Below are 14,894 nucleotides of genomic sequence, written 5' to 3'. Positions count from 1 at the left end.
AATATTTTAGACTATGGGCTATTCAAATAATGCTAGCCAGAACTTTTTCGGTTGTTTACACTGAGTGGCGAAAGATAACAACAAATGAGAATTTATGCAAGAAAACAGCATAAATATTATAAATGAATAAATTACCAGAATTTACACAGGCACTTAGTGAGATCATTAAGATGCCGTCAATCAGTTCCTGCGATCCTGGCTGGGACCAATCCAACCAACCTGTCATCGATCTTTTAGCCAGTTGGTTTAGCGATCTCGGTTTTAAAATCTCTATCCAGGCGGTGCCTGGCAGCCCAGGTAAATTTAACCTGCTCGCCCAACTTGGTGATGGCGAAGGCGGGCTTTTACTAAGTGGCCACAGTGATACCGTGCCATTTGACGAACAACGCTGGAACAGTGACCCTTTCTCAATTGTTGATAAAGACGATAAGTTTTACGGGTTAGGAACCTGTGATATGAAAGGCTTCTTCGCCTTTATTCTGCAGGTGTGTAAGACCTTAAGTCCAAAGTCGCTGAAAAAGCCTTTATACATTCTTGCCACCGCTGATGAAGAAACCACCATGGCTGGCGCTCGTTTTTTTATCGAGCAGCAGTTAATACGCCCGGATGTAGCGGTAATTGGTGAGCCTACCAGTCTTGAACCAGTAATCATGCATAAGGGGCATATGTCGCATCGCATCAAGGTTCAGGGGAAATCCGGACATTCGAGTCAGCCGGATAAAGGCGTAAACGCGATTGAAATTATCTACCACGTCATTGAAGTGTTAATGCTGTTAAAGCAAAACCTGCAACAGAACTATCGCAATGAAGCGTTCAGCGTGCCGCAACCAACCCTAAACTTCGGCGCAATTCGCGGCGGCGATAATGCCAACCGTATATGCGGCGATTGTTATCTGGATATCGATATTCGTTCTTTGCCAGGTATTAAAGATGAAGAGTTACTAAACTGGTTAGCCGATGCGTTAAAACCCGTTGCAAATCTTTACCCTGGAAGAGTGTTATTGGAAGAATTACATCCGAGTTCGCCAGCGTTTGCCGAAGATAGTGACAGTAGCCTGGTCACCAAAGTGGAAGCATTGACCGGGCATTGTTGCCGGGCGGTAAACTATGCGACGGAAGCGCCATTTATTCAGCAACTTGGCTGCCAGACCATCGTACTTGGTCCGGGCTCGATTGATCAGGCGCATCAACCGGATGAGTTTCTCGCCTTTGATCAGATCCCACCAACTTTGAATATACTTACCCGATTAATTAAAGATTATTGTATGTAACAGCTATGCCCCAAGGGGATTGCTGTTACAGTGCACAGACAACAGAACGCATACTTGTATGCTTGCAGAATTCAAACGCCATGAGCTACCACATACTTGTATGCTTGCAGAATTCAGATGCCTTAAGCTACCACATACTTGTATGCTTGCAGAATTCAGACGCCTGAAGCTTAAGGGCGAATACCTAGGGTGTGGCAAATGGCGTAAGTGAGTTCCGAGCGGTTTAACGTATAAAAGTGGAAATGCTCTACCCCTTCACTGCGAAGAATTTTCACCTGATCCATGGCAATACTGGCACCAACCAGATTACGAGTTGTCGGATCATCCTCTAAACCTTCGTACATGTTATACATCCAGTTTGGCACGTGAACATTAGTCAGACCGGCGAAGCGTTTCAGGGTATTAAAATTTGAAACCGGTAAAATGCCCGGGACGATTTCGACGTCAATACCTACGGATACACAACGATCGCGATAACGAAGATAAGAATCAATATCAAAGAAGAACTGGGTAATCGCCCGGTTCGCCCCGGCTTCCACTTTGCGCTTTAGGTTGAGCAAATCAAACTGCGCGTTAGGCGCTTCGGGATGGGTTTCCGGGTATGCAGCAACTGAAATTTCAAAATCTTCCACGTCTTTTAATAACGACACTAAATCAGACGCATACATATCCGGTTTTTTATCGGAATCTGGCAAGTCGCCGCGCAGTGCAACAATGTGACGGACACCAGACTGCCAATAATCTTTAGCAATTTGAACTAACTCTTCACGGCTGGCATCGATACAGGTTAAATGCGGTGCTGCTATTAAACCGGTATCTTGTTGGATGCGTTTGATCACCCCATGAGTCCGATCCCGAGTACCGCTTCCCGCACCGTATGTCACGGAAACAAAGTTTGGATTTAATGGTGCCAGGCGTTCAATAGAATTCCACAAGGTGGTTTCCATCTCAGGAGAGTTTGGCGGGAAAAACTCAAAAGATACCTGCAAATCGGCAGATAATTCACTCACCGTCCGGTTTAAAGAATCCAGCTGTCTGGCGGAACGATAATTCATTAGTTAATCCCCTTAATGTCGACGTCCTGATGTTTGCTATTTAGTTGTCTGCACAGATGAACGAGATCCGAATGCAAACCGGCGGCGGTAACTTCTCGTCCTGCGCCCGGTCCCTGGATAATCAAAGGGTTGTCCTGGTACCAATTTGTTTTTAATAAAAAGATATTATCGCACGGATTAAGATTCGCAAACGCATGATTATTATCAAGCGCCTCAATACCAACCCGAACGCGGATTTTTCCATCAATATAAGTCAGTTTGGCAACATAACGCAGACAGGCATTATTAGCTTGCGCTTCGGCCAACTGTTCTGAGAATGCCTTATCGAGTAAATGACTTTGTTGAAGAAATTCATTTTTACTCAAAGATTTCAGTGATTCTGGCACTAACGACATACAATCAATATCCTCAAGATCCAATTGAAATCCGGCCATACGGGCCAGGATCAAAAGTTTTCGCTGCACATCTAAACCCGATAAATCATCTCTTGGGTCGGGCTCAGACAGGCCAAGATCTAATGCATCTTTGACTAACTCTGAAAACGGCTTGCTACCATCGAAATTTGAGAATAACCAAGACAAGGTTCCCGAAAAAATGCCGCTGATTTCTTCAATTTGATGACCACTATCAATTAAATCTTTAAGCGCATAATTAATAGGAAGACCGGCACCTACTGTTGTGTTGCTTAACCATTGGCAATCGTTTTTATCGATACTTTGCTGTAGTAAACCCAAAGCTTCTCTGGCAAAGGTGTTAGCACATTTATTGGCAGAAATAACATGAATACCAGCGTCAAAAAACTGCTGATAATTGTTGGCAAACTGCTCGCTCGGTGTGATATCAACGATTATCACCTCATCAAAAGGGTGACGTTGCACCCAGGTTAACAAGCCTTCGATATCACAGGGTTGAGCGTTATTGCTAAATTCCGATGCAACCTTATCCGCAGATAAACCGTCAACATCAAACCAGCCTTTAGTGGAATTCATCACGCCAATAAGGTGCACTTGATTAAGTGCTTCCTGAGCTTGCTGCTGGGCGGAAAAGTTGCTTAAAAAGGTCTCACCAATATTGCCAGTGCCGGCCACAATAACACCGATATTTTTGTGCTCTCTCGTTAACCGATTATGAAGCTTATTCACCCATTCAATCTGGCAATCCTCATAAGAAAATGCCACCAGTGAATGTTCATTGACACTCACTTTTGCTACCGGATATGGTGACTTTTCAATGGTTTTTATAAACTCACGGTGCCAACGGCTATCGCGAATCGAATAACCTACCGCTGCCAACAACGACATCGAGTGGGTTGCAAAATCAACGCACTGTTCCTGCAAATAATGGCGCAAACCGTAAGCTTGCTCAGCGGAAATAATCACTCGCTTTTGCGCCGCATCAATATCTACTGTTGAAAATTCTTCGCTGATTACGGCCAAAAGCTTTTTATTAAAACGCTTCGATTGAAAGCCGATAAGCTGATTAGAGTGAGTAATGGAGACTTCCTGACGGGCAATTTCACCAAAGACTCCGACTTCCGATCCAAGCTGTTGTGGGTAGAAAGTGTTGTTGATGTGCAGGTGGATGCTTTTCTCTTTTAATGGCGACAGGGTTTTCGAATGCAAAACCGGATTGCCTAAGCGGCCCAGCTCACGGGCAACAGAAACCTCAATACGCTGCAATTTTTTGGCGCTTGGAACGATACGAGGATCGGCACTGTAAATACCATCAACGTCAGTCCAAAGGCTTACGTCTGTTGCCGCAATCAAATCTGCCGCGAGTGTCGCACTGTAATCACTCCCATTGCGACCTAAAGTATGGGTTTTGCCCTGACGGTCCACAGCAATAAACCCGGTGAGGATGTGCAACTGGCCTGGTTTTAGTTTGCTATGCAGATTTGTCGATGATAGCTGGCTATCCAGGGTCGTTTTTAACGGACAGTCGAGAACAAAACATTCGCGGGTATCAATAGCAACCGCAGCACGGCCACGCTGAGTTAATGCCGCGGCCAACAAACGACTCGACCATATCTCACCAAAGGCAAGAACATTATTACTGTTATCAATAAGTTGCTGTTGAAGATACCATTGTTGAATCTGGCGAATATCATCGTTTAGCTTGGCGACTAACTCGATTGCTGTTTCGCTATCGCCAGCAACTAATTCAGTGATGAGTTGCTTATGCTCAGCCTGTATTAACAACAATAAGTGCGTAAAAGCCTCATCCTCTGTTTCCTGACACAGGTTTACAAGATCAATAATTTCAACGAGCTTGTCGGTGGTTTTACCGTTCGCTGAAACAACCACTAAATCCTGATCAGAAATTCTTTGCTCGATAATTGCCAATACCGATTCAATAGACTGCACAGTACCCAGGCTGGAACCACCGAATTTATGGACGGTACGCTCTTCAAGGTTATTCGTTAGCAGTTGCTCAGATAGTAAGCCTGCCTTACTGATTGACGAGACATTGCTGTCAACCAAAGTTTGTTCTGACATGATTACACTACTCCTTGAATGCCAGACACTTGTCCAGGGCAGAGGTTAAATCGGAAATTAAATCGTCGGCATCTTCAATACCAACGGAAAGACGAACTAATCCAGGCTTAATGCCGGCAGTTAATTGCGCCTCTAGGTCCATGCCAGCATGGGTCATGGTTGATGGGTGTGAAATCAGGCTCTCTACGCCGCCCAATGATTGTGCAAGCGTAAATAACTCTAGGTTATCAAACAAACAGCGAACTGCATCGACACCGCCTTTAAGCTCGAGACTCAGCATACTGCCAAAACCTGATTGTTGTTTCGCCGCTAATTGATGGCCAGGATGATCGCCAAGACCCGGATAGTAAATAGCATCAATTGCCGGATGATTAGCTAATTGCTCAACGATTGCTTGTGCGTTGGCTTGATGTTGCTTGAGTCGTACCGGAAGCGTTTTTAAACCACGCAGGGTTAGGAAACTATCAAACGGACTACCGGTAATACCAATACAGTTTGCCCACCAGGCAAGTTCTTCTCCCAACTCGGTGTCTTTGGTGACAACGGCACCGGCGACAACGTCGCTATGGCCATTAACAAATTTTGTTGTTGAATGAACAACAATATCCGCACCCAAAGCCAGTGGTTTTTGCAGCAATGGCGTTAAGAAGGTGTTGTCTACCGCTGTTAAAGAGCCGGCTTGTTTTGCAAGTTCACAAATCTTCGTTATATCAACGATACGCAGCAGCGGATTACTTGGTGTTTCAATTAAGGTAAGGCGAGGCTTTTGCTTCATCACCTCAGCAACGTCATCCAGGTTGGTTTGATCAACAACCGCAAGTTTAAATAAACCACGTTTTTGCAAGTGAGTGAACAGGCGATAACTTCCGCCATAACAGTCATGAGGGATCACCAGTAGATCGTCTTTAGACAATAACTGACAAATCAGATGGATTGCTGCCATGCCCGTACTGGTGACGATACCAGTGCTACCACCTTCAAGATCGGCAATAGCTTTACCAAGGGATGAGCGGGTTGGGTTTCCGGAACGGGAATAATCGTAATCGCCTTTTTGGTTATATCCTTCAAGACGGTAGGTGGAAGAGAGATGAATAGGAGGCACAACAGCACTATGGTGTTGGTCGGTATTTATGCCGGCACGTACGGCTATGGTTGCAGCTTTATCCTGACTCATTCTCGCCTCTGAGATATTTAGATGTTTAGACGTCTATAAATCTATACGCATTATTTTATTGGGTCAAGAACTTTTAGACGTCTATACATCTTTGCATATAGATGTTATTGGTTGACTCAAAAGTCATACCTAGTACAATTTCACCTAGCAAAAATAGGTTCTGAGGAAACAACATGGCGAAATGGAACGGCGAATACATCAACCCATATGCGGAACATGGGAAAAAAAGTGAGCAGGTAAAGAAAATCACTGTCTCTATCCCATTAAATGTATTAAAGGTTTTAACCGATGAGCGCACCCGTCGTCAGGTAAACAATTTACGTCACGCCACCAATAGCGAATTGTTATGCGAAGCATTTTTACATGCCTTTACTGGTCAGCCGCTGCCAAGTGATGAAGATTTGTCAAAGGACAACGAAAAAGGTATTTCTGAAGATACGGATACCGAATCAAAAGATTAATTGCCTGATAAGCGATAATAAAAAAGGCCCGCTATGTAACATAGCGGGCCTTTTTTAATTACTCTGAAAGTTTTTCTAAAAGCTTACCTGAAGGCTTCTATAAAAATTTACGCAGCACGAATACGCGTATTTTTAGCTAACTGACCTTGTGCAACCCCTGAGTCAATTGCAGCTTGTGCTACTGCCGTTGCTACTTCCGTTAACAATCTAGGGTCCATAGGTTTTGGAATGATGTAGTCTTTACCAAAGGTTAACGCTTTCTCGCCACAAGCCTGCAATACCTCTGTCGGCACTGGCTGTTTAGCAATCTGACGAATCGCATGCACGGCAGCAACTTTCATCGCGTTATTGATTTCTTTAGCACGAACATCAAGCGCCCCGCGGAAAATAAACGGGAAGCACAATACGTTATTTACCTGATTCGGGTAATCAGAACGACCCGTTGCAACGATAACATCATCCCGGGTTTGCAAGGCAAGTTCCGGGGTAATTTCCGGGTCAGGGTTAGAGCAAGCAAACACAATTGGATTTTTTGCCATAAGTTTCAAATCATCTGCCGATAGTAAATTCGGGCCCGAAACACCAACAAAAACGTCCGCTTCAAATAACACATCCTGCAAGGTACGTTTGTCAGTATTGTTGGCGAACATTTGCTTGTATTCATTTAAATCATCTCGGCGGGTGTGAATCACGCCTTTACGGTCCAGCATGTAAATATTTTCGCGCTGGGCACCACAAGTGATAAGCAATTGCATACAGGCAATCGCAGCAGCACCAGCACCCAGGCAAACAATTTTCGCATGCGCTAAATCTTTACCCTGAATCTCCAGGGCGTTAAGCATTCCTGCTGCAGTTACAATGGCTGTACCGTGTTGATCATCATGGAAAACCGGAACCTTGCATCGTTCAATTAAAGCTTTTTCAATTTCAAAACACTCAGGCGCTTTAATATCTTCAAGATTAATACCGCCAAAACTATCGGCAATATTAGCAACGGTTTCGATAAAGGCTTTCGGATCTTCGTTATTCACTTCAATATCAAAGCTATCGATATTGGCAAATCGTTTAAATAGCAACGACTTACCTTCCATCACTGGCTTGGAAGCCATAGCGCCAAGATTACCAAGCCCAAGGATAGCAGTACCATTAGAGATCACCGCAACTGTATTCCCCTTATTGGTATATTTAAATACCGCTTCACTGTCTTCAGCTATCTCCCGAACTGGTTCCGCAACGCCAGGGCTATAGGCTAGAGCTAAATCTTCAATGGTTTCTGACGGCTTAGTGACCGTCATTGAAATTTTCCCAGGTTGCGGAAATGCGTGGTAATCGAGTGCTTGCTTGCGAAGATCAGACATGGAATGAAAGCCTTTTTGTAATTTTTTATGGAAACTTTTAACGGAGCTTTCTATATTACGCTTAATTCTGACAAATTGTTAAGAGAAAATCGCTATAAATTAGAACGGTCGAACCTCCTACCAGATTTTTCTGGCGGAGAATGTTTACGGAACGGGAGTTGAAGCGGTTTAGTGAGAGGACGTTGTCGGAGAGGATTGCATCGTAGAGGATTGCATCATAGAGGACTGCGTCGGTGAGGACGCTGTCGAAGTGTTAGTTTTGTCATTGCGGCGTCGGCCGTAATCTCGCTTCTAGAGGTAAAATTTCAAAGTGGCTAAATGACTCTAATGTGGTAATAGCTGCTCTTTAGTATCTGCTAATATATGCAAATTAAATACAACATTACTTTTCAAATCGAACCAGCGTATGACGTTCACCCATTAATTTGGAATCGATAATTTCAGATATAATATTCCAGTCGCCACCAGCTAAACCAGCTCCGATTAAAGGGTAACCTATCCGCTTACCGCAGAATTCAGTTTTGATATTAGAGAAAACTTCTTTGATAGCATTATAATCGGCTTTTACACCACGGCCTCGCCAATGAAACTGAGTGTATGCATTTAAAATAGTTATCTTGTGGTTACCTCTTTGCACGGTAACTTGAGAGTATTTGCCTAGTTTATCCTCTGACCCTTTTTCAGTTTCTAAGTCTGCTTGATAAGCTTCAGGAAACTCAAACTTAATAGCTTTTGCTAATCCTGCTCCCATAGTACAAAAGCAATTACAGCCGTGCACGATGACATCAAATTCACCATTCAATGCTAACTCTATTAAATCCCCTTCAACATCATTCAAAACTTGCCCTCGATATTCTATTTAGCTGAGCGTTGTCAGTTCTTCACGAACTCTAACCAATATTTTCCCTAATTTGTTCATGCCTGCACCTGTTTTTCCGCAACCCCAATAATAATCACCTGGTGCATTTTCTACGATATTTTGAGACCCCGTAGAAAGTAATTGCTCTTTTAACGAATCATGAGTTTGAAATTTTTTTAATACGGCCAAATACATTATTTCATCCTTTACCAATTCCCAATCTTTTCTTATCGGAAGTTTACAACTGCGCCCTAACTCAGCAGCTTGCTTTGAACTATGCGCTTTCCTTATCTGTTCTTGATAGGAGGTACACACAAATTTTTGCGCTTGAAAATAATGTTCTACAGTTGGCCACCAGAGGCCAACCATCTCTATTCCATGTTTTGAAAAGTTGGAAAAGTTTCCGTACTCATCAAGTTTTGTATAGAAATAAATTGTCATTTTTAATTAGAGGTAAATTAATGTGCTAAGAGATTTTCTTAGTATTTCTGATAAAAGAAAGTGTGGGTATGGTTAAATAGTATCCTGCATATAAATCGTTATTAAGATCTTTTTTATCTACAAACATATCAGAATGCTCTTCACTATCAATTGGGCTACATGCTATTACCAGAGGTTTTTCATCACAATGCTCTAAAACTCTAAGTCTAATCCCCTTAGGTATCTGAACATCATTGCCTCCAGTGAAAGGAGCACAAAATTGAATTAATACATTCCCTTCAATTAAAGAAAAGACTTCGTAAATAGAATCTTGATCAGGAATTTCTGTGTCATCAGGGATTAATGACTTCTCGTACGCTCGTGCTAGTTCGATTTCTTCTAAACTTACGTTTCGGTGATTCATTTCAGTGATTAGCTCACGAATTGTTTTTTGAGTCATTTCATTCCTTTGACATCTAGAATTGATAAACGCTTGTTAAGCGTGCAAAAGGCCGTTATTCGCTCATCTAGGCCGTTACCGGTGGATTAAATTACCGGATAAATCTGAGTCTTGCAATCTGGCAATCTGGCGTTACTGGCATACACTGTGGTGTTCAATCAATTCGTCAAAAAAAGCCCGCTGACGCGGGCTTTCTTAAATAAGTATGTATCGATTCGATTACTCGAATGGATTAACCAAGATGATGGTTTCGTTACGATCCGGACCGGTAGAGATGATATCTACAGGTACACCACAAACTTCTTCGATACGTTTGATGTAGGCTAACGCGTTTGCAGGAAGCTCTTCGCGCTTGGTTGCGCCAACGGTTTTCTCATCCCAGCCTGGCATAGTTTCATATACCGGTGTAATGTTCTCGTAACCTTCTGCAGCCATTGGTGGAACCGTTAAGATTTCACCAGACTCAGTTTTGTAACCGGTACAGATTTTTAGTTCTTTCAAACCATCTAAAACGTCAAGCTTAGTCAAACAGAAACCGCTTACTGAGTTAACCTGAACGGCACGGTGCATAGCTACGGCATCAAACCAACCACAACGGCGTTCACGACCCGTAGTAGCACCAAACTCGTGACCAACAGTACCTAAGTGATGACCAACTTCGTCGTTGAGCTCTGTAGGGAATGGACCAGATCCTACACGCGTTGTGTAAGCCTTAGTAATACCTAATACGTAGTCTAAGTGACGAGGACCAAAGCCACAGCCAGTCGCTACACCACCAACGGTAGTGTTAGACGAAGTTACATATGGGTATGTACCGTGGTCGATATCAAGCAAAGTACCCTGGGCACCTTCAAACATGATGGAATCGCCATTCAAACGCGCCTGGTCAAGCAGTTCGCTGATATCAGCCGTCATTGCTTTAATGATATCAGCAACAGCCATTGCATCTGCCAGTACTTTGTCAAAGTCTAGCGCTTCGGCTTTGTAGTAGTTGGTAAGTACGAAATTATGGTATTCCATAATCTCTTTTAATTTTGCTGCGAAACCTTCGGCATCGAATAAATCGCCAACCCGTAAACCGCGACGAGCAACTTTATCTTCGTAAGCCGGACCAATACCACGACCTGTAGTACCGATAGCTTTGTTGCCACGAGCTGCTTCACGCGCCATATCAAGCGAGATGTGATAAGGCATGATTAGTGGACAGGCATCAGAAATAAGCAGGCGATCGCGAACTGGAACACCACGCTCTTCAAGCATTTTGATTTCTTTCATCAAAGCTTCAGGGCTAAGTACAACCCCGTTACCGATTAGACATTTTACGTTGTCACGCAACACGCCCGATGGGATCAAATGCAGAACGGTTTTCTCACCGTCAATTACTAATGTATGACCGGCATTGTGCCCACCTTGATAACGAACAACATATTTTGCTTTATCCGTTAACAGGTCAACGACCTTACCTTTACCTTCGTCACCCCATTGGGTGCCTAATACAACGACGTTTTTGCCCATATCTATTGCAGTTTTTGAAAGAAAATTAGGCGGGGATTCTACCAAAAGATCGAGGTAAAGATCACCCGTTTTATCGACTTTTTTACGGTTCTCGGGTTAATTCTAATCGAACTTGACACAATTGCAGGAAAAATAGGGAAAAATGTCGTTGCAGTGGCCGTATTAGGCTGAAGGAAACTAAGCGTTTAAGAAAAAATTGCAATCATACCAAGACCGGTGATGATAAGAACCAAGCCAATCTGACGGATAACCCTGGCATTTTCAGCGGCGAGCTTGCCCATTAACGACTGCCATCGTTTAGGAAACAGGAATGGTCCCAGACCTTCAAGGATAAGCATTAAAGCAATGGCAATTAACAAAGTAGAGAACGTCATAGAGTTTGCGCACTCAGTAATTTAGGTGGTGGTAATAATAAAGCCCACATTAAGTGGGCTTTATATGATTTACTTTCCGGTTTCTTTCAAGTATTTGAAGAAATCGGAATCTGGTTTGATGACCAGGATGTCACCTTTGCTATTGAAGCTATTTTCATACGCTTGCAATGAGCGGAAGAAAGTGAAGAATTCAGGATCTTTTTGGTATGCATCGGCATAAACTTTCGCAGCCATTGCATCACCTTCACCGCGCAGGGTAAATGCTTGTTTCTTCGCATCTGCCAGCATAACAGTAACTTTCGCATCAACCGTCGCACGGATTACTTCCGCTTTCTCACGACCTTGAGAACGATGTTCTTCAGCTACTGCCTGACGATCAGCACGCATACGATCGAAAATTGAGTTTTGAACCTCTGAAGGCAAGTTGATACGTTTAACACGAACGTCTACAACTTCAATGCCTAAATCTTTGCGAGCCGTCTGAGCACTTAACTTCGCCTTTTCCATAACCGAGTCACGGTCGCCGGATACGATTTGACGAATAGTACGGGTACCAAACTCGGTACGCAGACCGTTATTCACCTTTTGTTTTAAAAGCGCTTGCGCGTTCTCAAGTGAACCGCCATTGGTACGAACATAGAAGGTCGAGAAATCTTCGACACGCCATTTAACGTAGGTATCAACCAGCAAATCTTTTTTCTCTGCGGTTACAAAACGATCTGGCGCTTCATCGAGCGTCTGAATACGCGCATCAATTTTACGGACACGCTCAATCAAAGGGATCTTGAAATGAATACCCGGTGGGTAAATTTTCATTTCACCACCGTCAGTACGTTTAATTTTCGAGAATTGGAACACGATACCGCGCTCAGCTTCATTGATAACGAATACCGAAGAAACTGTCAGCAGACCGAGTACCACTAGAATGATCACTAAAAAGTTTTTCATGATTAGTTATTCCCCCGGCTGAAACGGTCACTACGTCCCGGTGGCTTGTTGGGCGCCGAATTAGTTGTTTGAACAGGTGTTTGTTTGCTTCCAGGCAAGCTTTGGCTATAAGGCAAAGTTAACTGTGGCTGCTGCTGCATGATTTTATCAAGAGGCAAGTACATCATGTTATTTCCGCCTTCAACATCAACCATCACTTTAGACGTTTTGCTATAAACCTGTTCCATCGTCGCGATATACAAACGATCACGGGTAACTCTAGGCGCAGCTATGTACTGAGGGAGTAATTGATCAAACTTGGCAACTTCACCCTGTGAAGCAAGAACGATCTGCTGTTTATAAGCAAGTGCGTCCTGTTCCATGCGTTTAGCACGGCCACGAGCTTCTGGTTCTACCGAAAGAGCATACTTTTCCGCTTCCAAGACAAAACGTTCTTCATCTTCTCGAGCGGCGATGGCATCATCAAATGCATCTTTGACTTGCTCTGGTGGACGCGCGTCTTTAAAGTTGACGTCGGAAATCAGAATACCCATATTGTATGGCTCGATAATCTTTTCAAGCTCTTCCCAAACCGACTGACGTACCTGTTCACGACCGCTGGTTAACACCTCATCCATTTTAGAATGACCGATAACGTAACGAATTGCACTGTCGAAGGCATGTGCCAGGCTCTCGTTAGCATTAGTTACATTAAACAGGTAATTACGTGCGTCGATAATACGATACTGAACCTGCATCTCTACCATAACCATGTTCTCGTCTTCCGTTAGCATATCGCCACGGGCAGGCAAGTTATTAGTGGTTTGTACGTTTACAGGAATTACCCGCTGAATAAATGTCGGTTGCCAGTGGATACCCGGTTCTACTTCCCCTAAGTACTCACCAAACTGCAGCACAACACCGCGATCGGATTCTTTGATGGTATAAAAACCACTGATACCCCAAACGACAAGCGCAAGTATCAATACGATGGAAAGACCAATGCCGCTAAAGCTATTTTTGCTGTTGCGGTTTGGTTTATTACCGAAAATTCCACCGAATTTATTACCGAGATCTTTTAGTAGTTCGTCTAAATCAGGAGGACCCTGATCACGACCGCCTTTATTTTTCCAGGGATCCTTATCATTATTCCCCGGTTCATTCCAAGCCATTTCGCTCTCCGTTAGATTGCAATTCTTATTAAGGGCAACTGTATATTGTTAATATACTATCAGTGCAGGATAAAGTTCTGCAATTGTGAATTATCCTGTTTCAATAACTTTTTCCATTCTCGCAGAGGTAGTTTTACATCCAGTAAACTATTTCCCTGCTCATCAAACTGCTCATCTGATATACAGTTTAGTTCGTATAAAGTTCCCCGCAATTTTCCTGCGCTGGGAGGTATCTTCAATCGATACTGAACGATATCTTGTCCGAGCCGTTCAGTAAGCGCCTGAAATAAAAGGTCTAATCCTATATTAGCACGTGCTGAAAGCCAGACTCTGATAGGCTTTCCTTCCTCATCACGATCAATCTTCGGTGACACGTCATCGAGGTTATCGATTTTGTTGCAAATCAATAACTGGTCGATTTCGTCCGCTTCAATTTCTGCCAATACGGATTCGACCTGAGCAATATTATCAGACCGGCGTTCATCGGAAATGTCTACCACGTGCAACTGCAGATGGGCTTCCCGGGTTTCGGTCAAGGTTGCTTTAAAAGCAGCAACCAAGTCATGGGGCAAATGTCGGATAAACCCCACCGTATCGGCAAGAATCACCTTCCCCACTTCTTTTAAACTGATTTGTCTGAGGGTCGGATCCAATGTTGCAAACAATTGGTCAGCCGCATAAACCTCAGCATCGGTTATCTGGTTAAATAATGTCGACTTACCGGCATTGGTATAGCCCACCAGAGACACGGTTGGTATCTCTGCACGTTCCCGCAGACGTCGCCCCTGATGTCGTTGTTTTTCGACTTTTTCAAGGCGCTTCTGGATATTATGCATACGCTCCCTGAGTAACCGGCGATCAGTTTCTAACTGAGTTTCACCAGGGCCTCGCAGACCGATACCACCTTTTTGTCGCTCTAAGTGAGTCCAACCTCGGATCAAGCGACTGGATATATGGCGAAGCTGAGCGAGTTCTACCTGCAACTTACCTTCATGGGTACGAGCACGTTGCGCGAAGATATCCAGAATTAATGTGGTTCTATCAATTACCCGGCATTGGCACAATGCCTCAATATGCTTTTCCTGAGAAGGTGACAAAGCGTGATTAAAAAGGATGACGTCAGCCTGATAGAGCTTCACGGCTTCAGCTATTTCTTCAGCTTTACCACTGCCTACAAAATATTTTGGGTGAGGGGTTTCGCGTCGTCCGGAGACAACCGTCAAAGCATTGACGCCGGCGGAAGACACCAGCATTTCAAATTCTTGTAAATCTTCGCGTGCGTTTTCTTGCGGAAAATCGATGTGAACAAGTACTGCTTGCTCACCTGCTTGATGCCTATCAAACAAATGAGCA

The 14,894-nt window shown here is 43.7% G+C and carries 14 protein-coding genes; 2 read left to right on the top strand and 12 right to left on the bottom strand.

The window, feature by feature from the left end; genetic code table 11:
- Nucleotides 1-122: 122 nt before the first annotated feature.
- Nucleotides 123-1,271 (top strand): acetylornithine deacetylase, encoded by a 1,149-nt coding sequence (argE, locus tag FNC98_RS01030; protein ID WP_143579517.1) that lies wholly within the window; start codon nucleotides 123-125, stop codon nucleotides 1,269-1,271.
- A gap of 170 nt (nucleotides 1,272-1,441) precedes the next feature.
- On the opposite strand, the gene metF is transcribed toward argE, so the two are convergent.
- From metF to metB, 3 genes are read right to left on the bottom strand one after another with little or no spacing between them, the layout of a single operon-like run.
- Nucleotides 1,442-2,326 carry a methylenetetrahydrofolate reductase gene (gene metF / locus FNC98_RS01025; protein WP_143579516.1) on the bottom strand — a complete coding sequence of 295 codons (885 nt, stop codon included), beginning with the start codon at nucleotides 2,324-2,326 and terminating at the stop codon, nucleotides 1,442-1,444.
- On the bottom strand, nucleotides 2,326-4,821 hold the full coding sequence (gene metL / locus FNC98_RS01020; protein ID WP_143579515.1) for a bifunctional aspartate kinase/homoserine dehydrogenase II: 2,496 nt from the start codon (nucleotides 4,819-4,821) through the stop codon (nucleotides 2,326-2,328). The genes metF and metL overlap by 1 nt, the downstream gene beginning before the upstream one ends.
- Nucleotides 4,822-4,828: 7 nt before the next feature.
- Entirely contained in the window at nucleotides 4,829-5,995 is a 1,167-nt protein-coding gene (metB, locus tag FNC98_RS01015) for a cystathionine gamma-synthase (protein ID WP_143579514.1), read from the bottom strand.
- 173 nt (nucleotides 5,996-6,168) lie between these two features.
- On the opposite strand from metB, the gene metJ reads away from it, so the two are divergent.
- Nucleotides 6,169-6,456, top strand: a complete 288-nt coding sequence (gene metJ, locus FNC98_RS01010; RefSeq protein WP_143579513.1) for a met regulon transcriptional regulator MetJ — start codon at nucleotides 6,169-6,171, stop codon at nucleotides 6,454-6,456.
- Between the two features lie 107 nt (nucleotides 6,457-6,563).
- Here metJ and FNC98_RS01005 read toward each other — a convergent pair whose 3' ends face one another.
- From FNC98_RS01005 to hflX, 9 genes are all read right to left on the bottom strand, one after another.
- Nucleotides 6,564-7,814 (bottom strand): malic enzyme-like NAD(P)-binding protein, encoded by a 1,251-nt coding sequence (locus FNC98_RS01005; protein ID WP_143579512.1) that lies wholly within the window; start codon nucleotides 7,812-7,814, stop codon nucleotides 6,564-6,566.
- A gap of 382 nt (nucleotides 7,815-8,196) precedes the next feature.
- Nucleotides 8,197-8,652 (bottom strand): macro domain-containing protein, encoded by a 456-nt coding sequence (locus FNC98_RS01000; RefSeq protein WP_143579511.1) that lies wholly within the window; start codon nucleotides 8,650-8,652, stop codon nucleotides 8,197-8,199.
- Nucleotides 8,653-8,673: 21 nt separating this feature from the next.
- Nucleotides 8,674-9,114: an NADAR family protein gene (locus FNC98_RS00995; RefSeq protein WP_143579510.1), complete on the bottom strand. Its 441-nt coding sequence runs from the start codon at nucleotides 9,112-9,114 to the stop codon at nucleotides 8,674-8,676.
- A gap of 25 nt (nucleotides 9,115-9,139) precedes the next feature.
- Nucleotides 9,140-9,553 (bottom strand): hypothetical protein, encoded by a 414-nt coding sequence (locus FNC98_RS00990; RefSeq protein ID WP_143579509.1) that lies wholly within the window; start codon nucleotides 9,551-9,553, stop codon nucleotides 9,140-9,142.
- A gap of 219 nt (nucleotides 9,554-9,772) precedes the next feature.
- Nucleotides 9,773-11,068, bottom strand: coding sequence for an adenylosuccinate synthase (locus FNC98_RS00985; RefSeq protein ID WP_143579508.1), 1,296 nt, complete (start codon nucleotides 11,066-11,068; stop codon nucleotides 9,773-9,775).
- A 185-nt stretch (nucleotides 11,069-11,253) separates the two neighbouring features.
- Nucleotides 11,254-11,442 (bottom strand): DUF2065 domain-containing protein, encoded by a 189-nt coding sequence (locus tag FNC98_RS00980; protein WP_143579507.1) that lies wholly within the window; start codon nucleotides 11,440-11,442, stop codon nucleotides 11,254-11,256.
- 69 nt (nucleotides 11,443-11,511) lie between these two features.
- Nucleotides 11,512-12,390 (bottom strand): protease modulator HflC, encoded by an 879-nt coding sequence (gene hflC / locus FNC98_RS00975; RefSeq protein ID WP_143579506.1) that lies wholly within the window; start codon nucleotides 12,388-12,390, stop codon nucleotides 11,512-11,514.
- A 2-nt stretch (nucleotides 12,391-12,392) separates the two neighbouring features.
- Nucleotides 12,393-13,541, bottom strand: coding sequence for an FtsH protease activity modulator HflK (gene hflK / locus FNC98_RS00970; RefSeq protein ID WP_143579505.1), 1,149 nt, complete (start codon nucleotides 13,539-13,541; stop codon nucleotides 12,393-12,395).
- 59 nt (nucleotides 13,542-13,600) lie between these two features.
- Complete coding sequence (gene hflX, locus FNC98_RS00965) at nucleotides 13,601-14,887, bottom strand: ribosome rescue GTPase HflX (protein ID WP_143579504.1); 1,287 nt, start codon at nucleotides 14,885-14,887, stop codon at nucleotides 13,601-13,603.
- Nucleotides 14,888-14,894: the final 7 nt, after the last annotated feature.

Origin of the sequence: Thalassotalea sp. PS06 (assembly GCF_007197775.1) — a bacterium.
GTDB lineage: Bacteria > Pseudomonadota > Gammaproteobacteria > Enterobacterales > Alteromonadaceae > Thalassotalea_A.
The sequence above is the reverse complement of the archived record's forward strand: the minus strand, read 5'-3'. Positions and strand labels throughout refer to the sequence as shown.